This window comes from Streptomyces venezuelae, from assembly GCF_008642355.1.
Taxonomy (GTDB): Bacteria; Actinomycetota; Actinomycetes; order Streptomycetales; family Streptomycetaceae; genus Streptomyces; species Streptomyces venezuelae_B.
In genome coordinates, this window is sequence record NZ_CP029193.1 from 2661832 (window position 1) to 2687672 (window position 25841).

The 25841-nt window shown below is 70.8% G+C and carries 21 protein-coding genes and 2 tRNA genes; 9 read left to right on the forward strand and 14 right to left on the reverse strand.

Going from position 1 to position 25841, the window contains the following annotated elements:
• Positions 1–16: 16 nt before the first annotated feature.
• The 3 genes from DEJ47_RS12260 to DEJ47_RS12270 all read left to right on the forward strand — a co-directional run bounded on the left by DEJ47_RS12260 (position 17) and on the right by DEJ47_RS12270 (position 3418).
• Positions 17–1006: a hypothetical protein gene (locus tag DEJ47_RS12260; protein WP_150167717.1), complete on the forward strand. Its 990-nt coding sequence runs from the start codon at positions 17–19 to the stop codon at positions 1004–1006.
• A gap of 206 nt (positions 1007–1212) precedes the next feature.
• Positions 1213–2280 (forward strand): hypothetical protein, encoded by a 1068-nt coding sequence (locus tag DEJ47_RS12265; RefSeq protein WP_150167719.1) that lies wholly within the window; start codon positions 1213–1215, stop codon positions 2278–2280.
• Between the two features lie 124 nt (positions 2281–2404).
• Positions 2405–3418 (forward strand): hypothetical protein, encoded by a 1014-nt coding sequence (locus tag DEJ47_RS12270; RefSeq protein ID WP_150167721.1) that lies wholly within the window; start codon positions 2405–2407, stop codon positions 3416–3418.
• 93 nt (positions 3419–3511) lie between these two features.
• Here DEJ47_RS12270 and clpX read toward each other — a convergent pair whose 3' ends face one another.
• The 5 genes from clpX to DEJ47_RS12295 form a co-directional block, all read right to left on the reverse strand.
• Positions 3512–4798: an ATP-dependent Clp protease ATP-binding subunit ClpX gene (gene clpX / locus DEJ47_RS12275; protein WP_150167723.1), complete on the reverse strand. Its 1287-nt coding sequence runs from the start codon at positions 4796–4798 to the stop codon at positions 3512–3514.
• Positions 4799–4965: 167 nt separating this feature from the next.
• Complete coding sequence (locus DEJ47_RS12280; protein WP_150167725.1) at positions 4966–5661, reverse strand: ATP-dependent Clp protease proteolytic subunit; 696 nt, start codon at positions 5659–5661, stop codon at positions 4966–4968.
• Positions 5662–5722: 61 nt separating this feature from the next.
• A complete protein-coding gene (locus DEJ47_RS12285) occupies positions 5723–6328 on the reverse strand; it encodes an ATP-dependent Clp protease proteolytic subunit (RefSeq protein ID WP_190329594.1) in 606 nt (201 codons plus the stop codon).
• A 421-nt stretch (positions 6329–6749) separates the two neighbouring features.
• Entirely contained in the window at positions 6750–8138 is a 1389-nt protein-coding gene (gene tig / locus DEJ47_RS12290; protein ID WP_150167727.1) for a trigger factor, read from the reverse strand.
• Positions 8139–8264: 126 nt separating this feature from the next.
• A tRNA-Pro gene (locus DEJ47_RS12295) sits at positions 8265–8341 on the reverse strand.
• Positions 8342–8484: 143 nt separating this feature from the next.
• Between DEJ47_RS12295 and DEJ47_RS12300 the strand changes: the two genes are divergently transcribed.
• A tRNA-Gly gene (locus DEJ47_RS12300) sits at positions 8485–8555 on the forward strand.
• A 49-nt stretch (positions 8556–8604) separates the two neighbouring features.
• On the opposite strand, the gene DEJ47_RS12305 is transcribed toward DEJ47_RS12300, so the two are convergent.
• Together DEJ47_RS12305 and DEJ47_RS12310 are read right to left on the reverse strand one after the other, a co-directional pair.
• The gene (locus tag DEJ47_RS12305; RefSeq protein WP_150167729.1) at positions 8605–10752 is read right to left on the reverse strand and encodes a serine/threonine-protein kinase; all 2148 of its coding nucleotides are present in this window, start codon (positions 10750–10752) and stop codon (positions 8605–8607) included.
• 87 nt (positions 10753–10839) lie between these two features.
• Positions 10840–11034: a hypothetical protein gene (locus DEJ47_RS12310; RefSeq protein WP_055570088.1), complete on the reverse strand. Its 195-nt coding sequence runs from the start codon at positions 11032–11034 to the stop codon at positions 10840–10842.
• Positions 11035–11588: 554 nt separating this feature from the next.
• Here DEJ47_RS12310 and DEJ47_RS12315 point away from each other — a divergent pair.
• On the forward strand, positions 11589–12797 hold the full coding sequence (locus tag DEJ47_RS12315) for an acyltransferase family protein (protein WP_150167731.1): 1209 nt from the start codon (positions 11589–11591) through the stop codon (positions 12795–12797).
• Between the two features lie 6 nt (positions 12798–12803).
• On the opposite strand, the gene DEJ47_RS12320 is transcribed toward DEJ47_RS12315, so the two are convergent.
• From DEJ47_RS12320 to DEJ47_RS12330, 3 genes are read right to left on the reverse strand one after another with little or no spacing between them, the layout of a single operon-like run.
• On the reverse strand, positions 12804–13283 hold the full coding sequence (locus DEJ47_RS12320; protein WP_150167733.1) for an HD domain-containing protein: 480 nt from the start codon (positions 13281–13283) through the stop codon (positions 12804–12806).
• On the reverse strand, positions 13280–15736 hold the full coding sequence (locus DEJ47_RS12325; protein WP_150167735.1) for an FtsX-like permease family protein: 2457 nt from the start codon (positions 15734–15736) through the stop codon (positions 13280–13282). The genes DEJ47_RS12320 and DEJ47_RS12325 overlap by 4 nt, the downstream gene beginning before the upstream one ends.
• Entirely contained in the window at positions 15736–16581 is an 846-nt protein-coding gene (locus tag DEJ47_RS12330; protein ID WP_223828323.1) for an ABC transporter ATP-binding protein, read from the reverse strand. Before DEJ47_RS12330 ends, DEJ47_RS12325 begins: the two co-directional genes overlap by 1 nt.
• Before the next feature lie 233 nt (positions 16582–16814).
• Here DEJ47_RS12330 and DEJ47_RS12335 point away from each other — a divergent pair, with 233 nt between their 5' ends.
• Positions 16815–18011: a cation:proton antiporter gene (locus DEJ47_RS12335; protein ID WP_150167737.1), complete on the forward strand. Its 1197-nt coding sequence runs from the start codon at positions 16815–16817 to the stop codon at positions 18009–18011.
• Here DEJ47_RS12335 and DEJ47_RS12340 read toward each other — a convergent pair.
• Positions 17968–19113 carry a PP2C family protein-serine/threonine phosphatase gene (locus tag DEJ47_RS12340; protein WP_150167739.1) on the reverse strand — a complete coding sequence of 382 codons (1146 nt, stop codon included), beginning with the start codon at positions 19111–19113 and terminating at the stop codon, positions 17968–17970. The two genes, DEJ47_RS12335 and DEJ47_RS12340, sit on opposite strands and share 44 nt — an antisense overlap.
• Positions 19114–19242: 129 nt before the next feature.
• Between DEJ47_RS12340 and DEJ47_RS12345 the strand changes: the two genes are divergently transcribed.
• Complete coding sequence (locus DEJ47_RS12345) at positions 19243–20472, forward strand: GNAT family N-acetyltransferase (protein ID WP_150167741.1); 1230 nt, start codon at positions 19243–19245, stop codon at positions 20470–20472.
• A 9-nt stretch (positions 20473–20481) separates the two neighbouring features.
• Here the strand turns inward: DEJ47_RS12345 and DEJ47_RS12350 are convergent, their stop codons facing one another.
• Positions 20482–21294: an Fpg/Nei family DNA glycosylase gene (locus DEJ47_RS12350; protein WP_150167743.1), complete on the reverse strand. Its 813-nt coding sequence runs from the start codon at positions 21292–21294 to the stop codon at positions 20482–20484.
• Between the two features lie 146 nt (positions 21295–21440).
• On the reverse strand, positions 21441–21926 hold the full coding sequence (locus tag DEJ47_RS12355; protein WP_150167745.1) for a ribose-5-phosphate isomerase: 486 nt from the start codon (positions 21924–21926) through the stop codon (positions 21441–21443).
• A gap of 184 nt (positions 21927–22110) precedes the next feature.
• Between DEJ47_RS12355 and DEJ47_RS12360 the strand changes: the two genes are divergently transcribed.
• Complete coding sequence (locus DEJ47_RS12360; protein ID WP_150167747.1) at positions 22111–23595, forward strand: amino acid permease; 1485 nt, start codon at positions 22111–22113, stop codon at positions 23593–23595.
• Between the two features lie 130 nt (positions 23596–23725).
• On the forward strand, positions 23726–24985 hold the full coding sequence (locus DEJ47_RS12365; RefSeq protein WP_223828694.1) for an FAD-binding oxidoreductase: 1260 nt from the start codon (positions 23726–23728) through the stop codon (positions 24983–24985).
• Between the two features lie 28 nt (positions 24986–25013).
• Here DEJ47_RS12365 and DEJ47_RS12370 read toward each other — a convergent pair whose 3' ends face one another.
• On the reverse strand, positions 25014–25589 hold the full coding sequence (locus DEJ47_RS12370; protein ID WP_150167751.1) for a biotin transporter BioY: 576 nt from the start codon (positions 25587–25589) through the stop codon (positions 25014–25016).
• Positions 25590–25841 lie beyond the last annotated feature (252 nt).

The window sequence follows — 25841 nt, forward strand, 5'->3', positions numbered from 1 at the left end:
GAGGGGACCCCACGTCATGAGCTACAACGAGCCGGGCCCGTACGGGGGCCAGCAGCCCCAGCAGCCGGGGCCGTACGGGGGTCAGCCTCCGCAGCAACCGGGGCCGTACGGGGGTCAGCCCCCGCAGCAACCGGGGCCGTACGGGAGCCCCTACGGGCAGCCCCCACAGCAGCCGCCGCAGCAGCAGCCCCAGCCCGGATACGGCTACCCGCAGCAGCCCCCGCCCCAGCAGGGCGGCTACAGCCAGCCCCAGCAGCCCGGCCCCTACGGGCAGACCCCCTATCCGGAGCCGCTTCAGGGCGGGGCCGGTGGCGCCGGCGGTGGGGGCAAGAAGAAGACCGGGCTCGTGATCGGCGCGATCGCCGTGGTCGCCGCGCTCGGCGTCGGCGCGTACTTCGTCCTCGGCGGCGACAACGGCTCCGCCTCGGTCGAGGACGACGGCGCCCACAAGCTGGTGCCGCCGGCCTCCGTGGGCAAGTACAAGAAGAGCGACAAGGGAGGCGGCGGAGACGACGGCCCGCTCGGCTCCGACGACAAGAAGGCCGCCGCCGAGATCGGCATCAAGAACCCGCAGAGTGTGGCGGCCGCGTACGAGTTCGGTGAAGCCTTCAAGGGGAAGCAGATCAGCTTCCACGGCATGTACGGCGAGATCGAGGACCCGGAGAAGGCCATCGACGGCGGCTTCGCCAAGGCCGACGAGAACGCGAAGAAGGAGTCGGCGGAGAAGGAAGGCGACTCGGACGAGGCGTTCGAGCTCGTCGGCAGCCCCGAGTCCGTGGAACCCGACGGACTCGACAACGCGATCATGAAGTGCCAGAACGGGAGCATCTCGGACGACGGCAAGGAGACGAAGGTGCCGATCTGCATATGGGCTGATCACAGCACCTACGGCATCGTCTTCGGCATGGACGTGGAGGCGATGATCAAGGGCGATGGCGGCATGGCCACGGACGAGGTCTCGTCCTTCGCCGCCGATCTGCGCAAGGCGGCGCGCGTGAAGGCGTAGCGAGCGGGCGGGCCGCGCGGGAGCGGCCACGGAGCACGAGGCGTACGAAGGGCCCAGGGCGGACGATCCGCCCCGGGCCCTTCGTACGTCCGCCCTCTGGAACAGCCCTTCAACAACTCCGCATCGATCTCGTCCGGCCGCCCCACCCCACGTGCCCATCCGCCAGGATGTTCGGACCACGTAAGTTCTGGGAGGGAACCCAAGCGATGAGCTACAACCAGCCGGGCCCGTACGGCGGGCAGCAGCCCCAGCAGCCCGGGCCGTACGGCCAGCAGCCGCAGCAGCCCGGCCCCTACGGCCAGCCGCCCCAGGCACCCCCGCCCGGCTACGGGTACCCCCAGCAGGCCCCGCCCCAGCAGGGCGGCTACAGCCAGCCCCAGCAGCCCGGCCCCTACGGGCAGCAGCCCCAGCCCCCGTACGGCCAGCAGCCGCAGGCCCCCTACGGACAGGTCCCGCCCCCGCCCCCCGGTGGCGGCAAGAAGAAGACGGGCTTGATCATCGCCGCCGTCGCCGTGGTCGCCGCAGCGGCCGTCGGCGGCTACTTCGTCTTCGCGGGCGGTGACGACGACGGCGACAAGAAGGGCGGCGGCTCCTCGAACGTGGCCGGGGGCGGGGGCGACGGCTCCGGTATCAAGGACGACGGGCCGCACAAGCTGACGACGCCGTCGCTCGTCATGGGCGACTACAAGAAGGACGAGACCCGCTCCAGCGGTCTGAACGGCGTCGACCTCGACAAGGCCGAGGCGGCCGGGGTGAAGAACCCCAAGGACGTGCAGGCCCAGTACCAGTCGGGCAGCAAGGACAACCCGATGGCGCAGAAGATACTGACCTTCGGCGGTGTCTACGGCGACATCGCGGACCCCGAGGGCGTCGTGGACCACATGTTCACCAATGCCAAGGAGAAGAACGAGGCGGGCGGCAGCAGCGGCCAGAGCGTCGAACTGGTCGGCGAGCCCAAGGAGTACACGCCGGACGGGCTCGACGGCGCGGTCCTGAAGTGCCAGGAGATGAAGGTCGACCTGGGCGCGGGCGCGGGCACCTCCGGCTCCACGGCGGGCACCTCCGGCTCCACGGCGGGCACCTCCGGCTCCACGGCGGGGTCCGGCGGTTCGGGCAAGATGTCCGCGGCGACCTGCATCTGGGGCGACCACAGCACCCTCGGCTACGTCGTCACCACGGACGTCGCCAGCGCGCTGTCCGGTGCGTCCGCCGACCTCGACGAGTCGGCGGGCACCACGGCCAAGTTCCGCGGCGAGGTCCGCGTGAAGATCTGACATCCGGCACCTGTCGGGCTTCTCGGAGCCCGCCGGTGTTCACGCGGCAGGACCCGGTCATACGGCCGGGCCCTGTTGCGTCAGGATGGCGGCGACACCTGAGCGTTTTCGGAGGGGAACCCCCATGAGCTACCACCAGCCGGGCCCGTACGGCGGGCAGCAGCCGCAGCAGCCCGGCCCTTACGGTCAGCCGCCGCAGCAGCCCGGCCCCTACGGCCAGCCGCCGCAGGCGCCCCAGCCCGGCTACGGCTACCCCCAGCAGGCTCCCCCGCCCCCGCCGCCTCAGCCCGGTTACGGCTACCCGCAGCAGGCACCGCAGCAGGGTGGTTACAGCCAGCCCCAGCAGCCCGGCCCCTACGGGCAGTTCCCCCCGCAGACCCCCTACGGCCAGGCCCCCTACGGGCAGGTCCCGCCCCCGCCTCCCGGTGGCGGAAGCGGCAAGAAGACCGGGCTCGTCATCGCCGCCGTCGCCGTCGTCGCGGCCGCCGCTGTCGGCGGCTACTTCGTCTTCGCGAGCGACGACGACAAGGGCGGCAAGAACGGCGGCTCCTCGAACGTCGCGGACGGCGGCGTCAAGGACGACGGCCCGCACACGCTGACGACGCCGCCCACGATCCTCAACGAGTACGACAAGAGCGACGACATGGACGGCGGCTTCAACTCCAGCGACCTGGCGGCCGTCGAGAAGGCCGGCGTGAAGGACCCGCAGGACGTCGACGCCGGCTACCAGTCGGGGGACGAGAGCAACCCGCTCGCGCAGAAGGCCCTCCAGTTCATGGGCGTCTACGGCGAGATCGAGAACCCGGACCCCGTCGTCGACGCCGTCTTCGCGAAGATCAAGAAGGACTCGCAGAAGAACGGCTCGGACACGGGCAAGCTCGTCGGCAGCCCCAAGGACTTCAGCACGAAGGACACCGTCCTCAAGTGCCAGGAGTCCGTGATGGAGAACAGCAACGGCGGCGGCACGTCCTCGGGCCCCAAGGAGATCCGCATGCCGGTCTGCGTCTGGGGCGACCACAGCACCGTCGGCGTCGTCGTGCCGCTCACGGTCGCCGACGCCATGGCGGGCAAGGTCTCCCTCGACGACGCCTCGGACACCACGCTCCGCGCCCGCAAGGCCCTCCGCGTCAAGGTCTGACGCGGGCTCCGGCGCGACGTCCCGCACCCGCCACAACGCGAAGGGGCGCCCGGCGATCGGATCGCCGGGCGCCCCTTCGCGCGTACGTGCCGCCTACGCGGACTTCTGCTCCCCCGCACCGCCGCCCCGCACATCGCGCGGCACCAGGGTCGGGTTGACGTTCGAGCGGACGACGTCCGCCGTGATGACGACGCGGGCCACGTCCTTGCGGGACGGCACCTCGTACATCACCGACTGGAGGACTTCCTCCATGATGGCGCGCAGACCGCGCGCGCCGGTCTGGCGCAGGATCGCCTGGTCCGCGATGGCCTCCAGTGCCTCGCGCTCGAACTCCAGCTCCACGCCGTCGAGTTCGAACAGCCGCTGGTACTGCTTCACCAGCGCGTTGCGCGGCTCGACGAGGATCTGGAGCAGGGCCTCGCGGTCGAGGTTGTGGACCGAGGTGATCACGGGGAGGCGGCCGATGAACTCGGGGATCATCCCGAACTTCACCAGGTCCTCCGGCATGATGTCCTCGAACTGGTCCTTCTCCTCCATCTCGCGCTTGGAGCGGATGGTGGCGCCGAAGCCGATGCCCTTCGCGCCCGCGCGGGACTCGATGATCTTCTCCAGGCCCGCGAAGGCACCGCCCACGATGAACAGCACGTTCGTCGTGTCGATCTGGATGAACTCCTGGTGCGGGTGCTTGCGGCCGCCCTGCGGGGGCACCGACGCCGTGGTGCCCTCCAGGATCTTCAGGAGCGCCTGCTGGACGCCCTCGCCGCTGACATCGCGGGTGATCGACGGGTTCTCGCTCTTGCGGGCCACCTTGTCGATCTCGTCGATGTAGATGATCCCGGTCTCGGCCTTCTTGACGTCGTAGTCGGCCGCCTGGATCAGCTTCAGGAGGATGTTCTCGACGTCCTCGCCGACATAGCCCGCCTCCGTCAGCGCCGTCGCGTCCGCGATGGCGAACGGAACGTTCAGCATGCGCGCGAGCGTCTGCGCGAGGAGGGTCTTGCCGGAGCCGGTCGGGCCGAGCAGCAGGATGTTGGACTTCGCGAGTTCGATCGCGTCGTCACGGCCCTGGGCGCCGCCGTTCTCTCCTGCCTGGACCCGCTTGTAGTGGTTGTACACCGCTACCGAGAGGGCCTTCTTCGCGGGCTCCTGGCCCACGACGTAGCCCTCAAGGAATTCGTAGATCTCGCGAGGCTTGGGGAGTTCCTCCCAGCGGACCTCGCTCGTCTCCGCGAGCTCTTCCTCGATGATCTCGTTACAGAGGTCGATGCACTCGTCGCAGATGTACACACCGGGGCCTGCGATGAGCTTCTTGACCTGCTTCTGACTCTTTCCGCAGAACGAGCACTTGAGCAGATCGCCGCCGTCACCGATGCGTGCCACGAGGTGCTTCCCCTTCGCCTGGGAGACGCCACGTTCAGCGGCTCCTGGTGCCTCATATCCGACGGTACCCTGCCGGGCCCCCCGTTCGGGCCCCCCTTGGCACGGTTCGCTTCGACGCGGGTCGTGCGCGAACCGTGCCGTGGAGCGGCAGATGCTACAGCTCAGTGTCAGGCAACCGCGGAATTGTTCATCTTCCGGGTGGAGATGATCTGGTCGACCAAGCCGTACGAGAGCGCGTCCTCGGCCGTGAGGATCTTGTCGCGCTCGATGTCGTCGCGGATCTTCTCGATCGGCGTCGTGGAGTGCTTGGCCAGCATCTCCTCCAGCTGCGAACGCATCCGGAGGATTTCGTTGGCGGCGATCTCCAGGTCGGAGACCTGACCGCGGCCGGTCTCGCTGTAGGGCTGGTGGATCAGGACGCGCGCGTTCGGCAGCGCCATGCGCTTGCCGGGCGTGCCCGCCGCGAGGAGCACGGCGGCGGCCGACGCGGCCTGGCCCATGCAGACGGTCTGCACGTCGGGCTTCACGAACTGCATCGTGTCGTAGATGGCCGTGAGGGCCGTGAACGAGCCGCCGGGGCTGTTGATGTAGATCGAGATGTCGCGGTCCGGGTCCATCGACTCCAGGCACAGGAGCTGCGCCATGACGTCGTTGGCGGACGCGTCGTCGATCTGCACGCCGAGGAAGATCACGCGCTCCTCGAAGAGCTTCGCGTACGGGTCGTACTCCCGCACGCCCTGCGAGGTGCGCTCCACGAAACGCGGGATCACGTAACGCGACTCGGCGCCGGTGCCGGTGAACTCGGCCTGGCCGCTCTCGGCCTGTGCACGGCCGGAGAGGCCGCGACCGGGGAAGTTGTTCATCTCTGGTTCTCCTGAGAAGCGAGGGGCTTAGGTGTCGGCTGCGGGGCGCTGAGCACGGGGCTCAGGCTCCGGTGCCGCCCCCGCCCGGCATGCCTGCGGCGCTGGACATGATGTCGTCGATGAGGCCGTACTCCTTGGCCTCCTGCGGGTCGAACCAGCGGTCGCGGTCCGAGTCGCGCGTGACCTGCTCGACGGTCTGACCGGTGTGGAACGCCGTGAGCTCGGCCATCTTCTTCTTGGTCAGCAGCAGCCGCTCGGCGTGGATCTTGATGTCCGACGCGGAGCCCGCGAGGCCCGCGGACGGCTGGTGGATCAGGATCTCGGCGTTCGGCAGCGCGAAGCGCTTGCCGGGCGTGCCCGCGCTGAGCAGGAACTGGCCCATGGAGGCGGCCATGCCCATCGCGATCGTCACCACGTCGTTCTTGATGTACTGCATGGTGTCGTAGATCGCCATGCCGGCCGTGATCGAGCCGCCGGGGCTGTTGATGTAGAGGTAGATGTCCTTGTCCGGATCGGAGGCAAGGAGCAGCAGCTGCGCGGTGATCTTGTTGGCAATGTCGTCGTCGACCGGCTGGCCGAGGAAGATGATCCGCTCGCCGAGCAGCCGGTTGTAGACCTGGTCGCCGAGGCCACCACCGATGGAGGGGTCGCCGGCGGCGGAGGGCATCAGATTCGTCACGTATCCACCTGCTCGTCTTACGACGGCGCCGGGCCGTCTCACGTCTTCAGCTGGGGCGCGGGGGCCCGCGTGCGGCGCCGCTCCGGGGCGGCGTCGGGGACTCCCCTGCCCTCGTATTCATGGACCCTAACGCGCGGGGTCCCTCCGGGAATCCCGGAGAACCAACTGTTCGCTGTGAGCGCAGGTTCTGGCGGGGGCGCCTTGAACAGTGCCGGTCGTGGCCCGTAAGGGGCGCGGGGAACTGCGCGATCGGCCCCCGCCGGGCCGCAAGCGGGTCTGCCCGCGGCAGGGCCCAGTGGCGGGTGCGGCTTGTGGGGGTTGCTCGCGCGGTTCCCCACGCCCCTGAAGACACCGGGCCCCCGGGACCGAGAAGTCCTGGGGGCCCGGTGCGCGAGCGTCAGAGCGAGGCTCAGGCCTCGGTCTTCTCCTCGGCGGCGTCGGAGGTCGCCTCGGTCTGCTCGCCCTCGGCGGCAGCCGTCTCGTCGTCCTCGTCCTCGAGGTCGACGACCTCACCGTTCGTGTCCTTGACCGTCGCCGCCTCGACGACGACCGCGAGGGCCTTGCCGCGGGCGACCTCGCCGACGAGCATCGGAACCTGGCCGCCCTCGACGACGGCCTGGGCGAACTGGTCGGGGGACATGCCGGAGGACTGCGCGCGACGCATGAGGTGCTCGGTGAGCTCCTCCTGGTTCACGTTCAGCTTCTCCTTGTTGACGAGCTCGTCGAGGACGAACTGCGTCTTGATGCCCTTCTCGGCCTGCTCCTTGGTCTCGGCGTCGAACTCCTCGCGGGACTTGCCCTGGATCTCCAGGTACTTGTCCAGGTCGAGGCCCATCTGGCCGAGCTGGTGGTGCTCGAGGTTGTGCGTGCGGGTCTGGATCTCGTCCGCGAGGAGCTTCTCGGGGACGGGGACCTCGACCAGCTCGAGCAGCTTCTCCAGGACGCGCTCCTGGGCCTGCGTCGCCTGGTCGTACTGCTTCATGTTCTCGAGGCGCTTGCGGCTGTCGGCCTTCAGCTCGTCGAGGGTGTCGAACTCGGAGGCGAGCTGCGCGAAGTCGTCGTCGAGGGACGGCAGTTCACGGGCGGCGACCTGGGTGACCTTGACGGTGACCTCGGCCTCCTTGCCGGCCGCCGAGCCGCCCTTGAGCTCGGAGGTGAAGGTGGCCTCGCCACCGGCCTCCAGGCCCTTCACGGCGTCGTCGATGCCCTCGAGGAGCTCGCCGGAGCCGATCGTGTAGGAGACGCCGGAGGCGACGCCGTCCTCCAGGACCTCGCCCTCGACCTTGGCCTCGAGGTCGATGGTCACGACGTCGCCGTCCTCGGCGGCACGCTCGACCGGGGACGTGGAGGCGAAGCGCTCGCGCAGCTCCTCGACGGCCTTGTCGACGTCCTCGTCGCTGACCTCGATCGCGTCGACCTCGACCTCGATGCCGGAGTAGTCCGGGATCTCGATGGAGGGACGGACGTCGACCTCGGCGGTGAAGTTGAGGGTCTCGTTGTCCTTCAGCTCGGTGATGTCCACCTCGGGCTGGCCCAGGACATTGAGCTCGGCCTCGTTGACGGCCTCGGTGTAGAACTTCGGGAGCGCGTCGTTGACGGCCTCTTCGAGGACGGCGCCACGGCCGAACCGCTGGTCGATGACGCGGGCCGGGATCTTGCCCTTGCGGAAGCCCTTCACCGTGACCTGCTGGTTGATCTTCTTGTAGGCCGCGTCGAGGCTGTCCTTGAGCTCCTCGAAGGGCACCTCAACAGTGAGCCGAACCCGGGTCGGGTTCAGGGTCTCCACGGCGCTCTTCACGGTTCGGTCTCCTTGGGGCTGACTTCTTGGGATTCTGCCCGGCTCAGAGACACACGGGCACACAGCTTGCATAGTAACGGCAAGCAGGAGCCGAGCCACAATGCGATCTTGTGGGGAGGATTTCGTTGGTCGGGGTGGCGGGATTTGAACCCACGGCCTTCCGCTCCCAAAGCGGACGCGCTACCAAGCTGCGCCACACCCCGTCGGTGCGACACGTAGGGTACATGCCCGCAGGCAGTGCGGCTCCCCGTTGAACGGGGCCGGTTCCGGGGGGCACGTGCGGCGAGGGGCCAGGACCCGCTACGATGCCTGTCGTGCCGCGGCATCCGCTCGTGGCGCGATCTGTGCGGGCGTAGCTCAATGGTAGAGCCCTAGTCTTCCAAACTAGCTACGCGGGTTCGATTCCCGTCGCCCGCTCTCGTGAAGCAACCCCAGGCCGTGTGGCCTGGGGTTTCTTCGTTCGTGCTCAGGGGTGGCGCACGTCGACGGTGTACACGGAGCGTGTGCCGTACGGGACGTACAGCGCGTCGCCCACCAGCGTGAGGCGGGCGCCCTGGTCGCCCATCCAGGACGTGCTGACGCCTCTGCCGGGCCGGGTCCACGCCACGTCGCCGGTCCTGCCGTCCAGGGCGGCGAGGCGGCCGCTGGGCGAGGCCACGTAGACGTGCGTGGCGGAGGCGAGGGGTTGGCCGGGGAACTCGACGGTGGAGTTGCGGCTCCACCGTTGGCGGCCGGTGCGGGGGTCGACGGCGCGCACGCTGCCGCTGGAGAGCGTGAAGTACAGCGTGTCCCGGCTGAGGGTGGGGATCGCCGCGGCCGGCTGGGGGCGGTCCAGCGCGACGGTGCGCCGCGTGTGGCTGCCGTTCGCGGTGACGGTGACGACGCTGCGGTGCGTGGTTCCGGAGGTGTCCGCGAGGACGAGACGGTCACCGGCGGCGCCGAGGAGGTTGAAGGTGCCGCGGACGGTGACCGTCCAGGCGGGCCTGCCGGTGGCGGGGTCGAGGCGGGAGAGCCGGGTCTCCGATCTCCCCGCGGCGCAGAGCAGGTAGCCCTCTCCCGCGGCCGCCCGCAGCCTGCACTCGCCGTCCGGCAGCGGACGCTCCCAGCGCGGGTCGCCGTCCCGGGGGTCGAGGAGCGCGTACGAGTCGCCCAGGGCGCCGTGGATGGTGAGGACGCCGTCCTTCGTGGCGGCGGCGGTGCCGGTGTCCGGGGTGAGGTCGGGCGCCATGGCGCCGGTGCCGCTCTGGGTGGGCGCGGTCCACAGGACGTCGCCGGTCCGGGCGTCGACGGCTTCGATCGCGTACTTCTCGTACGTCGTACCGCTGTCCTCTTCCGGGACGCTCTGGTCGTTGCGGTAGACGTAGACGCGGTCGCCGGCGGTGCCGATGACGTCGCCCTCCATGCTGCTGCTGTCGTCGGGGACGCTGTCGACGGGCAGGCCCCACTCCCGCTTGCCCGTGGCGAGGGAGAAACGGACGGCCTTGACGTCGTCGCCGGCGCAGATGAGGCCCGCGCGGGCGGCGGCGCAGCGCGTGAAGGGGCCCGAGGGTGAGGGGTCCTCGCCCTTGGCGGCGGTGAGCGTGTCCTTCGTGGTCCAGTCCCGCCACCCGGCGGGCAACTGGCTCGCCACCTGTCCGTCGTCGCCCCCGAGACGCACGACGGCCGCCGTCCCTGCCAGGGCGAGCAGCAGCCCGCCCACGGCGGCCGTCAGGAGGAGTCTTCGGCGGCGGCGCGGAGCGGGGGCTCCGGTGGCCTCCGAGGGCTTCTCCCCGGCGGCCGGGGCGCCGGTGGTCCTGGGCGGTATCGGTTCGCCCTTGAGGAGGGCGAGGAGTTCGTCGGGGGTGGGGCGGGCCTCGGGGTCCTTGTCGAGGCACCATTCGACGAAGCGGCGCAACGGGGCGGGCACGTCGTCGAGTTCGGGGGTGCCCTGGACGACGCGGGTGGCCGTCTCGTAGGGGCTGTCGCTGTCGAAGGGGCCGCGCCCGGTCGCCGCGTACGCGAGGACGGCGCCGAGGGAGAAGACGTCGGACGCGGGACCGACGTCGCGCGGGGTGGTGAGCTGTTCCGGGGACATGTAGGGCGGGGTCCCCATGACGCGGCCGGTCTGGGTGAGCGCGTCGGCGCCGAGGGCTTCGGCGGCGCGGGAGACCCCGAAGTCGATGACGCGCGGTCCGTCCTCCGCGAGCATGACGTTGGCGGGCTTGAGGTCGCGGTGGACGACGCCGACGCGGTGGATGTCGCGGAGCGCTTCGGTGAGGCCCGCGGCCAGTTCCTGGAGCCGGTCCAGTGGGAGCGGTCCCTCGCGGCGGACGTGGGTGCCGAGGTCCTCGCCGGGGATGTAGACCGTGGCCATCCAGGGGCTCGGCGCGTCGGCGTCGGCGTCCACGACGGGGGCGGTGAAGGCTCCGCTGACCTGGCGGGCGGCGGCCACCTCGCGGCGGAACCTGATGCGGAACTCCTGGTCGTCGGCGTACTGGCCGTGGACGACCTTCAGCGCGAGGCGGCGTCCCGACGCGGAGCGGCCGAGATAGACGACGCCCATGCCGCCGGAGCCGAGCCGGTCCTCGATCGGATATCCGCCGATCTCCTCCGGGTCCGAGTCGCGCAGCACCATCCCTAACGCCCCCGCCCCTCGGTCCATGCCCTCGCTCTCCGGTTCACCGCAGCGTACGCCGGTTCGAGAACACTCCCCCGCGGGGCGTCAGAAGCTGATCGAGTTGATGGTCTCCGCCACTTCGTTCAGGAAACGGTTTATGGAGGGCGCCATACCTGTGGAGGCGAGGAAGAAGCCGAAGAGCACCGCGACGATCGCGGGCCCCGCCTTGAGCGACCCCCCGCGGATCAGCACCACGAGGATGATCGCCAACAGCAGCACCACTGACAGCGAAATGGCCACACTGATCACACCCTAGGTCGGTCGCTCTCCCGGCCCGGGGGGTACGACCCCGCACACCCCCGCCACGGACCATCGTGCCACCAACAGGCCTCCTCCATGCGGCCGGTGACGCAACGTCGGCCGACACGTGACGGCCCCTGCGCACAAGGGCGCCCAGGGGGCGCACGGGCAGCGCGGCGTCGTACAGCAATTCGAGTATCCGAAGTCATCGGAATTCGACGTGATCGTTGCCACCGCCACACACGACGTTCGCAGGAAATTCGAATTGTCATGGAGGGCACATCCGACAGGCGCCGAGAGAGCGCGTTATGCACCATTTAAACCGGATGAGTTGTGACGTACTGGACAGGGTCGGGTCGCGAACCATCACGTCTCTTTGTCGACCCGCGGGATTAACCGGCGTGATTGCAGGAGATTGAGTCGGGAGAAGTGACGGGGGTTTTACGAATACGCCGGGGCGACGCTAGGGTGCCTCAGATGTTCCACGCTGCCACCACCCCCGTAGGCGCAGTGCGGTTCCGGGTCGTCTCGCCGAGCTCTCGGTGGGAGGGCCTGTGACCAACTCGGTGCACCCGCACGGACGCCACCGGGCGCCCCTCCCACCGGCCCAGGTGCCGGCGGCCGGAGTCCCCACTCCCCGCGCCCCCCACCCGCCCCCGCAGGCCGCCCCCACCACTCCCCCCACTCCGGCAGGCCGCAGCACCGCCCACGGCGGGCCGAAGCCCGCCAAACAGCGCGACGCGTTCTTCGACAACGCCAAGTACCTGGCGATCGTCCTCGTGGCGATGGCCCACGCATGGGAACCGCTGACCGATCACAGCCGTACGGCCGAAGCGCTGTACATGACCGTCTACACCTTCCACATGCCGGCGTTCATCGTCATCTCCGGCTACTTCTCGCGCAGTTTCGACATGCGGGCCGACCGCCTCAAGCGCCTCGTGACCGGTGTCGCCGTGCCGTACGTCATCTTCGAGATCGCGTACACCCTCTTCAAGCGCTGGGCGGACGACGACCCCGGCCAGCCCATCAGCCTGCTCGACCCCTGGTACCTCACCTGGTTCCTGGTTGCGCTCTTCGTGTGGCGGCTCACCGTGCCGCTGTGGAAGATCGTCCGCTGGCCGGTGCCGCTCGCCCTGGCCATCGCCATGCTCGCCGTGATCTCACCCGACATCGGTGACGACCTCGACCTGCAGCGCGTCCTGCAGTTCCTGCCGTTCTTCGTACTCGGCCTCTTCATGAAGCCCGAGTACTTCCAGCTGGTGCGCCGCCGCGAGGTGCGTCTCCTGTCCATCCCGGTCTTCGCGAGCGCGCTGCTCCTGGCGTACTGGGCGGCTCCCCGGATGACCTCGGCCTGGTTCTACCGCCGGGACAGCGCCCAGGAACTGGGGGCGCCGTGGTGGGCCGGTGTCGTGATGACCCTGGCGCTCTTCGGCTGCTCCGTCGTCCTCACCGCGTGCTTCTTCGCGTGGGTGCCGCGCCGCAAGATGTGGTTCACGGTCCTCGGCGCCGGCACGCTGTACGGCTACCTGCTGCACGGCTTCCTCGCCAAGGGCTCCCGTTTCTGGGGCTGGTTCGAGGATTACGAGTGGCTGCACAAGCCGCTCGGCGAGATCTTCGTGTCGGTGATCGCCGCGACCGTGGTCACCGCGCTGTGCACGCCGCCGGTGCAGCGGATGTTCCGGTTCGCGATGGAGCCCAGGATGGAGTGGGCGTTCAAGCGGGATGCGGCAGAACTCGCCCGCGAACGGGCCAGGTCGGCATAGCGAACGCTACGGAACCGGGGTCTCCCCGAGTCCCAACAGGGCGCGCATGGTGGCGTACTTCGCCGTCAGGCGCGCCCTTGTCGTCGCGTCGAGGACCGCGAGGCGGGCCGGGTCCGCGTTGTGCGCCAGGTCCGCCTCCTTCACGAGGCGGGCGCCCGGGGTGGCGAGGATGCGCTCGGCGTACGCCTCCGGAGGCTCGCCCGCGCGCTTGGTGAGAGCCAGCACGATGTCCTTCGTACGCCGGGACAGCGGGGCGTCCGCGAGCCACCGCTCCGACAGGACGTCGTCCTCGACGGAGTCGTGCAGCCAGGCGGCGGCGATCTGGTCGGCGTCGCCGCCCCGCCGCCGCACCCCCTCGGCCACGGCCCGGAGGTGTTCGGCGTAGGGGCGGCCCGCCTTGTCCCTCTGTGCGGCGTGGGCCTCGCGGGCGAGGGCCTCCACCTCGGGCAGGGACAGCGACTCGGGGCTCCGGCCTGCGGGCGTCATGCGGCCGACCTTAGCGCGGCCCTCGCCGGGATCGTCGCCGAGGCGAGGCCCAGGACCAGGACCGCGCCCACGAAGGAGCCGTACACGAGCGGCGGGACGTACGGGGACTCGCCGGTCAGCCCCTTCATCATCGGGACGAGCGTGGCGAACGCGATGGCCGAGCCGATGACGATGCCCGCGCAGGCGACGAGCAGCGCCTCCCAGCGGATCATCCGGAGCACCTGGCGGCGTGTGGAGCCGATCAGGCGCAGCGTGCCGAGTTCGCGGCGGCGGTCCAGGACCGTCATGACCAGGGTGTTGATCGCGGCGATGGCCGCGAAGCCGCCCAGTACGGCCGCCATGGTGGTGTTCGCCCAGGCGTTGAGCTCGTTGTCCATGGAGCGTGCGGTGGCGTAGCCGTCGCGGTCCTTGAGGGCGCCGAGTCCGGAGAGCGCCTGCGCGGAGCCGCCGGTGGTCCAGATCTCGGTGGTGAAGGCCGAGGTGACGTGCTGCTTCAGGTCGGCGGCGGGCATCGTCACCTGGGAGAGGCCGAGGCCCCTGCCGTACGTGGCGACGACGGTCGGCGAGGCCTTGGTGCCGTCGGGCAGGCGGATGCCGAGGCGGTCGCCGGTCTTCACGTGGGCGGAGTCGGCGAGAGTGGCGTCGACGGCGATCTGGCCCTTGCCGAGCTTCAGGGTGCCCGTCTCGACCTTCAGGTCCTGGACCTTGGCGAGCCCGGCGGCCGTGCCGTCGACGCCCTGCGTCGACGCGGTCGCGAGATAGCGGTCGGCGCCCGAGCCGACCGGCACGAGCACGGAGGACTTGAGCAGGCCGACGGCCGAGGTGACGCCCTTGGCGTCGGCGGCCTTCGCCAGCGTGCCCGGGGCGAGGCCGCCGTCGGAGGTGATGATGTGGTCGGCGGTGATGCCCGCGCGCTGCTGGTCGGCGGCGACCCGTTCCTCGCTGGTGTGCACGAAGACGAGGACGGACGAGAAGGCCATGGCGAGCACGATCGGGGTGATCGCGGAGGCCAGACGTCGGGCGTTGGTACGGGAGTTGGCGGCGGCGAGCGAGGCGGACGCGCCTGCGCCGCGCAGCGGGAGGCCGAACAGGGCGGCGCAGCCGCGGGCCACCAGCGGGCCGAGCAGGGCGACGGCGAGCATGAAGAGCATGACGATGCCGAGGGCCGCGTTCGCCGCGTCGTCGCCGGTGTTGTTGGCGGCGAACCCGGCGAAGATCACGCCGCCGATGGCTGCGGCGATGCCCAGGGGCGTACGGATCCAGCCGAACGGCACGCGCTCCACGTTGGCCTCGCTGAGCGCCTGGCCCGGCTTGATGCGGGAGGGGCGGCGGGCGGCCATGTATCCGGCGCCGAGCGCGGTGAGGACGGCGACGCCGACGGCGGCGACGAGCGGGATGAAGGAGACGGACAGGTCGACGGCCTCGGGGATCGCGCCCTTCTCCTTCAGCTGCCCGAACCACCAGTGGGCCAGGGCGAGGCCGGGCAGCAGGCCGACGAGCCCGGCGGCGGGGGCGACGAGCAGGGTCTCGGTGGCGATGGTGCGGCGGATCTGGCGGGGTGTGGTGCCGATGGCGCGCAGCAGGGCGTACTCGCGGGCGCGCTGGCCGACGGAGAGGGCGACGGTGCCCGCGGCGGTGAAGACGGCCGTGAGGGCGGCGATGCCGCCGAAGGAGCCGCCGAGGCCGGTGAGCATCTCCTTGGCGTAGGCGAGGGAGGAGCCCTCGGCCTCGCTGCGGTCGTCGCCGGTGTGGACCTCGGCCTTGTCGCCGAGGGCGTGCGCGACGCGGGACTTGAGGGTGTCGGCCGTAACGCCCTTCTCGGGCAGGACGGCGATGGCGTCGACGCGTCCGGGGTGGCCGGAGACGCGGACGGCCTCGGAGTCGGCGAACCAGGCGGTGGGGGCGGTCTCTCCGGCGCGTACGGTGCCGGACACGCGGAAGGTGCGCGGTCCGTCGGCGGTGGTGAGGGTGGTGCGGTCGCCGACGGAGGCGCCGGGCGCGGCGAGGACGACTTCGCCGGGGTGGGGGGCGCGGCCCGCGGTCAGCTTCTCGCCGGTGAAGGAGGTGGAGCCCCAGCCGTGGGCGGTGACGTCCTTGTCGCCGGACTTGACGGGGAAGGTGACGTCGGGGACGGCGGTGCGGGCGCCGGGCACGGAACCGGCCTTGGCGACGAGGGAGTTGTCGACGCGGGCCTGGTCGGGCAGGGGTACGTCGGACTCGGACTTGCTGTCGCCGCTGCCGGCGACGAAATGGACGGACTGCTTCGAGGCGGCGACGACGGGGGCGCCCGCGTACCGCTCGGACGGGACGGAGGCGCGCAGCCCCGTCTCCAGGAGGATGCCGCAGGCGGCCACGATCAGCGAAGCCATCATGAGGGCGACGAACGTGCCGGCGAAGGCGGCGGGCTTGAAGCGGACCGCCGCGCGGGCGAGGCCGTTGGGGACGTACGCCATTACGCTGCCACCCCCGCGTAGGCGGGCGCGGTCAGGGTGGTCATGCGGGCGGCGATCTGCTGTGCGGAGGCGCGCTCCAGGCGGTCGACGATGGAGCCGTCGGCGAGGAAGAGGACGCGGTCGGCGTAGGCCGCTGCGGCCGGGTCGTGGGTGACCATGACGACGGTGGCGCCCATGCCGTCGACGGCGGAGCGCAGGAGGCCGAGGATCTCGACGGCGGTCGTGGTGTCGAGGGCGCCGGTCGGCTCGTCGGCGAAGATCACGTCGGGCTCGGTGACCAGGGCGCGGGCGATGGCGACGCGCTGCTGCTGGCCGCCGGAGAGCTGGCCGGGGCGGCGGCCACCCTTGTCGCCGAGGCCGACGCGGGTGAGCATCTGGGCGGCCTTGCGCCGGTCGGGGCGGTGGCCGGCGAGGCGCATCGGCAGGACGACGTTCTGCTCGACGGTCAGCGACGGCAGCAGGTTGAAGGCCTGGAAGACGAAGCCGAGGCGGGTGCGGCGCAGGGCGGTGAGCTTGTTCTCGCTCATGCCGGTGATCTCGGTGCCGCCGAGGTGGACGGTGCCGCCGCTGGGGCGGTCGAGGCCCGCGGCGCACTGCAGGAACGTCGACTTGCCGGATCCTGAGGGGCCCATGACGGCGGTGAAGCTGCCGCGGGGCAGCGCCAGGTCGATGCCGGCGAGGGCGTGCACGGCGCCGGAGCCGCGGCCGTACTGTCGGCGGACGCCGCGCAGTTCGACGGCCCAGTCGCCGGGCGTCCCGCCGCCGACGGTCCGGTCGCCGGGTGTCCCGCCGAGGACGCGGACGTCCTCCTCGACGACTCGGTTCTTCTTCCGCCGCAGCCCCATGCGCGTGTCCACCTCTCCGTACGAATTCGACCCCTTGAACCTACGGAGAGGGGGTGATGTGGACCATGAGGGCGGCTGGCGGACCCGCGGTGGGGAGAACCCCACCAAGCGCGTTCAGGATCAGCGATCCGATCGTTTGGTAATCTAAGTATTGACGCGTTCTTGACGCTACCTTTGCCATCCCCACCTATGGGAGGAACGGGCCCATCGGACACGCAGACACCCTGATAGCCATGGGCGGCGCCTTTCTCGCCGCCGCCGTCCTCGCCCGCCTCGGCGGCCGCATCGGACTCCCCACCATCCCGCTCTTCATCCTCGCCGGGATCCTCCTCGGCCCCCACACCCCCGGCGTGGTCCTGGTCTCCGACCCCCACGACCTGGAAATGCTCTCGGCGCTCGGCCTGGTCCTGCTGCTCTTCTACCTCGGCCTCGAGTTCCACATGGACGACCTCAAGACCGGCGGCCGCAAGATGGCCGTCGCCGGAGGCACCTACCTCGCCCTGAACGTCGGCGCCGGCCTGGGCTTCGGATTCGCGCTCGGCTGGGGCACCTCCGAAGCGCTGGTCCTCGCCGGGGTCCTCGGCATCTCCTCGTCGGCGATCGTCACCAAAGTCCTCGTCGACACGGGCAGGCTCGGCAACCCCGAGACGAAGCCGATCCTCGGCATCATCGTGGTCGAGGACATCTTCCTGGCCCTCTACCTCGCGGCGCTGCAGCCCATCCTCTCCGGCGCGGACAGCCTCGCCGCCGCGGTGATGGACGGCGGCAAGGCCTTCGGCTTTCTGCTCCTGCTCGCCCTGGCGGCCCGCTTCGGCACGAGGCTCGTCGGCCGCCTCATGGACACCCGCGACGACGAACTCCTCGTCATCTCGTTCCTCGGCGTCGCCGTCTTCGTCGCCGGAGTCTCCGAATGGTTCGGCGTCGCCGACGCGATCGGCGCGTTCATGGTCGGTCTGATGCTCGGCAGCACGGCATCCGGCGACCGCATCCGCACCCTGGTCCACCCCCTGCGGGACGCCTTCGGCGCGATCTTCTTCTTCGCCTTCGGCCTCTCCATCGACCCGGGCGACCTCCCGGTCGTGCTCTGGCCGGTCCTGGCGGCGGTGGCGCTCACCCTCCTGATGAACATCCTCGCGGGCCTCGGCGCGGCACGCGTCTACGGCTTCGGCCCGGCCCCCGCGGCGAACATCTCCACGACGCTCCTCGCACGCGGCGAGTTCGCCCTCATCCTCGCCACGATGGCAGCGGGCGCGGGCCTCGACGAACGCCTGTCCCCCTTCATCGCCGGGTACGTCCTGCTCCTCGCGGTCCTCGGGCCCCTGGCCGCGGGGCGGTCGGAGTGGCTGGCACGGATCCTGCCGGGGGGCGGGGACGGCGACGGGGACTTCACGCCTCCCGGCAGATCAGCAGCAGTGCCCTGTCGTCGTTGACGTCCTTCGCCACGGCCTCGATGAGGTGCCAGGCCGCTCCGTGGAAGCCTCCTGCCACGTAGCGGTCGGCCTCGCCGGTCAGGCGGTCCATGCCCTCGGCGATGTCGCGGTCGGAGGTCTCGACCAGGCCGTCGGTGAAGAGCATCAGGACGTCGCCGGGGCGCAGGACGCCCTTGACGGGGTCGAACTGGGCGCCGTCGTAGACGCCGAGGAGCGGGCCCTGGCCGGTCTTCTCCTCCCAGCGGCCGCTGCCCGCGCTGAGCTGGAGGCCCGGCGGGTGGCCCGCGGAGAAGAGTTCGTAGTCGCCGGTCTCCAGGTCGAGGACCAGGTGGATGGAGGTCGCGAAGCCCTCGTCCCAGTCCTGGCGGAGCAGGTACCCGTTGGCGGCGGGCAGGAAGGCGTGCGGGGGCAGGGAGCCGAGCAGGCCGCCGAACGCGCCGGACAGGAGCAGCGCGCGCGAACCCGCGTCCATGCCCTTGCCGGAGACGTCGGTGAGGACCGCCTCCAGGGTCCGGCCGCCGTTCGTACGGGCCGCGACCACGAAGTCGCCGGAGAAGGACTGCCCGCCGGCCGGGCGCAGTGCCATCTCACGGTGCCAGCCGCGTGGCAGCTTCGGCAGCTTGCTCTGGACGCGGATGCGTTCGCGCAGGTCGAAGAGCATGGTGCCGCCGCCGCGCCAGGGCACGCCGACCCGGCTGCGGAACTGGGCGATGAGAAGTCCGAAGAAGCCGCAGGCGGCGACCACGAGGACCGTGCCCGGCGTGACGCGGGCGGCGCCTTCCGTGTACGGGCCGAGCCGGACGGACTCCACGATGAGGGCCACCGCCGAGGCGGCGTAGAGCCCGAGGAGGCTGGCGGGGCGCAGCAGCAGGCCGCCCGCGACGATCGGCAGGACGAGCGCGGACGGTGAGAACCACTCGTTGTTGATGATCGTGCAGGTGGTGATGACCGGGACGGTGAGGAGCAGGCCCGCGAGGGCGACCCAGTCGGAGCCGTCGCCGCGGAAGTAGTCGACCCCGGATTTGCGCAGCGTGATGCGGGCCCGGTGCAACCGCTTCTTCATCCGGGCCGTGAACGTGTCGGCTTCCGCGCGTACCTCCATTGCTCGTGGACCTTATCCAGCGGGCCGCGTACTTCGCACGGGAGGTCCCGGTTGTCCCCCGTCAGGGGCATGTCCGGGGCGGGGAAAAATCCGTCGCTCCGGGCCGTGGCGCCCTGGTAGGCATGGCATATGACGACAGACGTGCGGGTGCTCGGGAAAGCCGACTGGGACGCGTGGTACGGAACGTTGGAGCTCGCGTTCGGCGGGGTCGCCGAGTCGGACGAGGAGCGTGAGCTGTGGCGCGCGCTCACCGAGTACGACCGGTCGATCGGCGTGTGGGACGGGGACGCGTGCGTAGGGACGGCGGGGGCGTTCTCCTTCCGCATGGCCGTGCCGGGTGGTGCGCTGGTGGAGACGGCGGGCGTCACGATGGTCGGTGTCGCGGCCACGCACCGGCGGCGCGGGCTCCTGACCTCGATGATGCGGCGGCAGCTGGACGACGTCCGCGCCTGGGGCGAGCCGCTGGCCGTGCTCACCGCGTCCGAGCCGGTCATCTACGGCCGGTTCGGGTACGGCGCGGCGACCCGGCAGATGAAGGCCGACATCGACACCACGCGGGTGTCGCTGTCCGTGCCCGCCGGGACGGACGACGTACATCTTCGGTACGTTCGGCCCGCCGACGTCCACGAGGCCTGCGAGGCGCTGTACGCACGGCGCGTGACGGAGCGTCCGGGCATGACGGCCCGGCAGCCGGGCTGGGAGCGCCTCGGGCTGCTCGACCCGCAGAGCGAGCGGAACGGTGCGTCGCCCTTGCAGTGCGTGGTCGCCGAGCGGGCGGGCGAGCTCGTCGGGTACGTGCGGTTCGCGGTGAAGCCCGACTGGGAGTGGCGGGGCGCGAAGGGTTCGGTGCAGGTGCGCGACATCGAGGGCGCGGACCCGGCGGCGTACGCGGCGCTGTGGCGATTCCTGTTCGACATCGACCTGACGTCGTCGGTCGTCACCCGCAACCGCCCTGTCGACGACGCACTTCTCCAGATGGTCTCCGACATCCGCCGCTGCGACGTCGCCGTGCGGGATTCGTTGTACGTGCGGCTCGTCGAGGTGGGCGCGGCCCTGGAGGCGCGGACGTACCAGACGCCGCTGGACGTGGTCTTCGAGGTCGAGGACGCGTTCTGCCCCTGGAACGAGGGCCGTTGGCGCCTCACCGGCGACACGAAGGGCGCGTCGTGCGAACGCACGGCCGACGCGGCCGACCTGTCGTTGTCGGTACGCGAACTGGGCGCCGCCTACCTCGGTGGTACGTCCCTCACGTCACTGGCGGCGGCGGGCCGGGTCCGGGAGCTGCGCCGGGGCGCGCTGGCCGAGGCGTCGGTGGCCTTCGGGTCCGATGTGGCGCCGTGGCTGTCCCACGGGTTCTAGCCGGGGGCTTCAGACGGGGCGCTGGCAGGTGGGGCACCAGAAGAGGTTGCGGGCCGCGAGGTCCGCGGTGCGGATGTCGCCGCCGCAGAGGTGACAGGGCTGGTTCGCCCTCCGGTAGACGTAGACCTCGCCGCCGTGGTCGTCGACGCGCGGCGGGCGTCCCATCGCCTCCGGGGTGTGCTCGGGCCTGACGGTGTCGATGCGGTTGAGGCGTACGCCCTCGTGCATCAGCTCGACGAGGTCGGTCCAGATCGCGGCCCACTGCGCCGCGGTGATGTCCTTGCCCGCCGTGTACGGGTCGATGCCGTGCCGGAAGAGGACCTCCGCGCGGTAGACGTTGCCGACGCCCGCGATGACCTTCTGGTCCATGAGGAGCGCGGCGATCGTGGTGCGGCTGCGGGAGATGCGGGCGTACGCCTTCTGCGGGTCGTCCCCGGCCCGCAGGGGGTCCGGGCCGAGCCTGTCGTGTATCGCCCGCTTCTCCTCGTCCGTGATGAGGGCGCAGGTGGTGGGGCCGCGGAGGTCGGAGTGGTACGCGTCGTTCAGGAGCCGGAGGCGGACGGTGTCCGTGGGGGGCGGGGCGGGGGTCTCTCCCAGCGTGTACTTGCCGAAGAGGCCGAGGTGGACGTGGATCCAGCCGGTGTCGGCGAAGCCGAGGAAGAGGTGCTTGCCGTGGGCCTCTGCGGTCTCCATCACCTGACCGGTGACGAGGGCGGCGCTGTCGGAGAACTTGCCCTGCGGGCTGGTCGCCCGGACGACGCGGCCCTGGAACCGGTCCCGGTGATCCGCCGCGAGCCGGTGGATCGTGTGACCTTCTGGCACGGGTCCCTCCGGGTTGGTTCGGCAAAAATCGCCCTTGAGGGGCTCGTCCTCAAACGCCGGACGGGCTGAAAGATCTCCGGCGCGCGGAAATCCAGCCCCTCCGGCGTTTGAGGAGCGGGGTCCGGGGCGGAGCCCCGTGAGGCCCGCTACTGCTGGGGGTGCCCGGCGGGGATGGGGGGCAGCTCACCCGTCCGCTCGTAGGCCGAGAGCATCTCGATCCGGCGAGTGTGACGCTCCTCACCCGAGTACGGCGTCGCCAGGAAGATCTCGACGAACTTCGTCGCCTCCTCCTGCGTGTGCATGCGCCCGCCGATCGAGATGACGTTCGCGTCGTTGTGCTCGCGGCCGAGCGCCGCCGTCTGCTCGCTCCAGGCCAGGGCCGCCCGCACGCCCTTCACCTTGTTCGCGGCGATCTGCTCGCCGTTGCCGGAGCCGCCGATGACGATGCCGAGGGCCTCCGGGTCCGCGGCGGTACGCTCCGCGGCGCGCAGGCAGAACGGCGGGTAGTCGTCCTGGGCGTCATAGATGTGGGGCCCGCAGTCGACGGGCTCATGGCCGTGGCTCTTGAGCCATTCGACCAAGTGGTTCTTGAGTTCGTAGCCGGCATGATCCGAGCCGAGGTACACGCGCATGGGTCCGAGTGTGGCACGTCGCGGGGCGGGTAGCCGCGTCCGGGCGGGATCTCGATCTCCCTGGTCGGGACCTTGGTCCAGGCCTTATGGCCGGAATACAACGATCCGGATTCAGGACTTCCGTCCCGTTCACCCCTGGGTTTGAATGCGGGGGCTCGTGACCCGAGAACTTAAGGATTCGTCCATGACCTCGCAACCCTCCCTTGCGAAGGCAGACAGCACCCCCAATACCCCTGGGGATCCGCGGTCTGGCGGCATTGGTGACACCGGCGACACCGGCGACGGCCTGAAAGCGGGTCTCAAGAACCGTCACCTCTCCATGATCGCGATCGGCGGCGTGATCGGCGCCGGTCTCTTCGTCGGATCGAGCTCCGGCATCGCCGCCGCCGGGCCCGCGATCCTCATCTCGTACGCCCTCGTCGGCACGATGGTCGTCCTCGTGATGCGGATGCTCGGCGAGATGGCCGCCGCACGGCCCGCCTCCGGGTCCTTCTCCACCTACGCGGACCAGGCCCTCGGCCGCTGGGCCGGCTTCTCCATCGGCTGGCTCTACTGGTTCTTCTGGGTCGTCGTGCTCGCCGTGGAGGCCACCGCGGGCGCCGTGATCCTCAACGGCTGGATACCCGCCGTCCCGCAGTGGGGCTGGGCGCTCATCGTGATGGTCGTGCTCACCGCGACGAACCTCGTGTCGGTGGGCTCGTACGGCGAGTTCGAGTTCTGGTTCGCCGGGATCAAGGTCGTCGCCATCGGCGGCTTCGTGGTCATCGGTCTGCTCGCCGTCTTCGGTGTCCTGCCGGGCTCCGACAACCCGGGCCACGGGTTCGCGCACCTGACCGACGCGGGCGGCTTCATGCCCAAGGGCGCGGGCGCCATCCTCACCGGTGTGCTGATGGTCGTCTTCTCCTTCATGGGCAGCGAGATCGTCACGCTGGCCGCCGGTGAGTCCGAGGACCCGCAGCGCGCCGTCACCAAGGCGACCAACAGCGTCATCTGGCGCATCGGCGTCTTCTACCTGGGCTCGATCCTCGTCGTCATCACGCTCCTGCCGTGGAACGACAAGTCGATCACCGAGGACGGCAGTTACGTCGCCGCGCTGAACTCGATCGGCATTCCGCACGCCGGTCAGGTCATGAACGTCATCGTCCTCACCGCCGTGCTCTCCTGCCTCAACTCCGGTCTCTACACCGCCTCCCGCATGGCCTTCTCGCTCGGCCAGCGCGGTGACGCGCCCAAGTCCTTCGCGCGCACCAACGCGCGGGGCGTGCCGATGGCCGCGATCCTCGGCTCCGTCGTCTTCGGTTTCGTCGCCGTCTGGTTCAACTACCAGTGGAAGGACACCGTCTTCGACTTCCTGCTGAACTCCTCGGGCGCGGTGGCCCTCTTCGTGTGGCTGATCATCAGCTTCACGCAGCTGCGGATGCGCGGGATCATCTTGCGCGAGGAGCCGGAGAAGCTCGTCGTGAAGATGTGGCTCTTCCCGTACCTGACGTGGGTCACGATCGCCATGATCTCGTTCGTCCTCGTCTACATGCTGACCGACGAGACCGGCCGCAAGCAGGTGCTGCTCTCGCTCCTCGCCGCCGCCTTCGTGGTCGTCTTCTCGCTGGTGCGGGAGAAGGTCCGGCCCCGGGGTACCGACGGAATTCCGGTGGAGTCGCAGAGGAGTTGACGCCGGGACGGTCCACCGGTGCGCGATGCTCTCCGTGTCAGACGAGACAACGGAGGCACCCGTGGACCACACCGCCCAGCGAATCGTGTTCCGGCCGGACGACGCCGGATACGAAGCGGAAATCGCCGGAATGCAGACCGGGTTCGCGATGCGGCCCGACCTCGTCGTCGGCGCGGAGAGCGCCGATGACGTGGTCGCCGCGGTCGCGTACGCGGCCGGGGCGGGCCTGCCCGTCGGCGTGCAGGCGACCGGGCACGGCGTGCCGGGGCCCTCTGAGGGCGGTGTCCTCATCAGTACGCGGCGCATGGACTCGGTGCGGATCGACCCCGGCGCGCGCACCGCGGCCATCGGCGCGGGCGCCCGCTGGGGTCAGGTCGTCGAGGCCGCGGTGGAGCACGGGCTCGCGCCGCTGAACGGCACGGCGCCGAGCGTGGGTGCCGTCGGGTACACGCTCGGCGGCGGACTCGGCATCCTGGGCCGCGAGTTCGGCTACGCGGCCGATCACGTCCGCTCGGTCGACGTCGTCACCGGGGACGGCGTCCTGCGCCACGTCACGCGCGACAGCGACCCGGAGCTCTTCTGGGGTCTGCTGGGCGGCGGCGCGCAGCTCGGCGTGGTCACGGAGCTGGAGATCGGCCTGGTGCCGGTGGCGCGGCTGTACGGCGGTGCCCTGACGTTCGACGGCAGGGCGGTCGACCCGGCCGCGGTGCTGCGCGGCTACGAGGAGTGGACGAGGACCCTGCCCGACACGGTGACGTCGTCGCTCGCGGCGCTCGTCTACCCGGAGTTGCCGCACCTCCCGCCGCAGCTGCGCGGCAGCTATCTCGTCCTGATCCGGGTCGCGTTCACCGGCTCCGAGGCGGAGGGCGAGCGCCTGGTGGCGCCGCTGCGGGAGATCGGGCCCACCGTGTCGGACACGCTGCGGGAGATGCCGTACGCCGAGAGCCCCTCGATCCACGGCGACCCGGACTTCCCGCACGCCTTCTACGGCGACAACGCCGTCCTGAGCACCCTCGACGTCGACGCGGCAGGCGACATCCTCGCCCTGACCGGGCCGAGCGCGACCGCGATGCACATCCTCCAGCTCAACCACTTGGGCGGGGCACTCGCGCGCCCCGCCGAGAACGCCGTGCCCTACCGCGAGGCGGGCTGGCTGCTGCGGCTCCTGTCGCCGCTGGACGGCGCGGACGTCGAGGAGCACCGGAAGGTCCACGCGGAGGCGTTCGGGCTCGTGGCGCCGCAGACGCTCGGGCGGTCGCTCAACTTCGTCTTCGGCGGCAGCGACAGGCCGCAGGGGCTGTACGACCCGGAGACGCGGAAGAGGCTCGCCGGGCTGAAGGCCACGTACGACCCGGCGAACCTCTTCAGGCACAACCACAGCGTCGAGTAGCCCTCGAAAAGGGCCGTCCCGCCGGTTGTCAGCGGTCCAGGAACTTCCACGCCGTCGGCAGGACGCCCATCGCGAGCGCGGCCTTGAGGGCGTCGCCGATCAGGAACGGCGTGAGGCCCGCGGCGACGGCCTGGGTCATCGACATCCCGGTGGCGGCGGCCAGGTACGGGACGCCGACCGCGTAGATGATCGCGGAGCCGAGGACCATCGTGCCCGCCGTGCGCAGCACGGAGCGGTCGCCGCCGCGGCGGGCCAGGGCGCCCACGACAGTGGCGGCGAGGAGCATGCCGAGGACGTAGCCGAGGGACGGGGCAGCGACGCCGGAGCCGGCCTCCGCGAACCACGGCATGCCCGCCATGCCCACGAGGGCGTACAGGGCGAGGGAGAGGAAGCCGCGACGGGCGCCCAGCGACGTGCCGACGAGCAGCGCGGCGAAGGTCTGGCCGGTCACCGGCACCGGGGAGCCCGGCACGGGCACCGCGATCTGGGCGGCGACGCCGGTGAGCGCGGCGCCGCCGAGCACGAGCGCCGCGTCCTTCACGCGGGACGCGGGCAGCAGGTCGGCGAGGACCTGGCCGGGGCGGGTGGTGGCGGCGATGCTCATCGGGGACTCCGCGGGGGACGTGGGCAGGTGGGAACGCGTCGACGCTATCCCAGGCGGCGCGGCGGCAACACGGTCATCGGCCGACAACCCGGAGGCGGGGCCTTGGTGGGCTCCGTACAAAGGGATCCGTGTACACCTCGGGCGGCGTGATGCTCGTCACGGAGGTCGGCGGGTGGGTGCCCCGTTTTGCGCGAGGGGGCGCGCGCCGGGGAGACTGTGGAGTCCCGCCAAAGTCTTGTGAGCCCCGAGAGC

Coding starts and splice junctions, on each gene's coding strand:
- DEJ47_RS12330 (WP_223828323.1), bottom strand. CDS start 16,581: ATGGGGCTGCGGCGGAAGAAGAACCGAGTCGTCGAGGAGGACGTCCGC.
- DEJ47_RS12360 (WP_150167747.1), top strand. CDS start 22,111: ATGACCTCGCAACCCTCCCTTGCGAAGGCAGACAGCACCCCCAATACC.
- DEJ47_RS12365 (WP_223828694.1), top strand. CDS start 23,726: ATGCAGACCGGGTTCGCGATGCGGCCCGACCTCGTCGTCGGCGCGGAG.
- DEJ47_RS12260 (WP_150167717.1), top strand. CDS start 17: ATGAGCTACAACGAGCCGGGCCCGTACGGGGGCCAGCAGCCCCAGCAG.
- DEJ47_RS12320 (WP_150167733.1), bottom strand. CDS start 13,283: ATGACGCCCGCAGGCCGGAGCCCCGAGTCGCTGTCCCTGCCCGAGGTG.
- DEJ47_RS12270 (WP_150167721.1), top strand. CDS start 2,405: ATGAGCTACCACCAGCCGGGCCCGTACGGCGGGCAGCAGCCGCAGCAG.
- DEJ47_RS12325 (WP_150167735.1), bottom strand. CDS start 15,736: ATGGCGTACGTCCCCAACGGCCTCGCCCGCGCGGCGGTCCGCTTCAAG.
- DEJ47_RS12335 (WP_150167737.1), top strand. CDS start 16,815: ATGGGCGGCGCCTTTCTCGCCGCCGCCGTCCTCGCCCGCCTCGGCGGC.
- DEJ47_RS12370 (WP_150167751.1), bottom strand. CDS start 25,589: ATGAGCATCGCCGCCACCACCCGCCCCGGCCAGGTCCTCGCCGACCTG.
- DEJ47_RS12340 (WP_150167739.1), bottom strand. CDS start 19,113: ATGGAGGTACGCGCGGAAGCCGACACGTTCACGGCCCGGATGAAGAAG.
- DEJ47_RS12280 (WP_150167725.1), bottom strand. CDS start 5,661: ATGAACAACTTCCCCGGTCGCGGCCTCTCCGGCCGTGCACAGGCCGAG.
- DEJ47_RS12285 (WP_190329594.1), bottom strand. CDS start 6,328: ATGCCCTCCGCCGCCGGCGACCCCTCCATCGGTGGTGGCCTCGGCGAC.
- DEJ47_RS12345 (WP_150167741.1), top strand. CDS start 19,243: ATGACGACAGACGTGCGGGTGCTCGGGAAAGCCGACTGGGACGCGTGG.
- DEJ47_RS12265 (WP_150167719.1), top strand. CDS start 1,213: ATGAGCTACAACCAGCCGGGCCCGTACGGCGGGCAGCAGCCCCAGCAG.
- DEJ47_RS12355 (WP_150167745.1), bottom strand. CDS start 21,926: ATGCGCGTGTACCTCGGCTCGGATCATGCCGGCTACGAACTCAAGAAC.
- DEJ47_RS12305 (WP_150167729.1), bottom strand. CDS start 10,752: ATGGTGCTGCGCGACTCGGACCCGGAGGAGATCGGCGGATATCCGATC.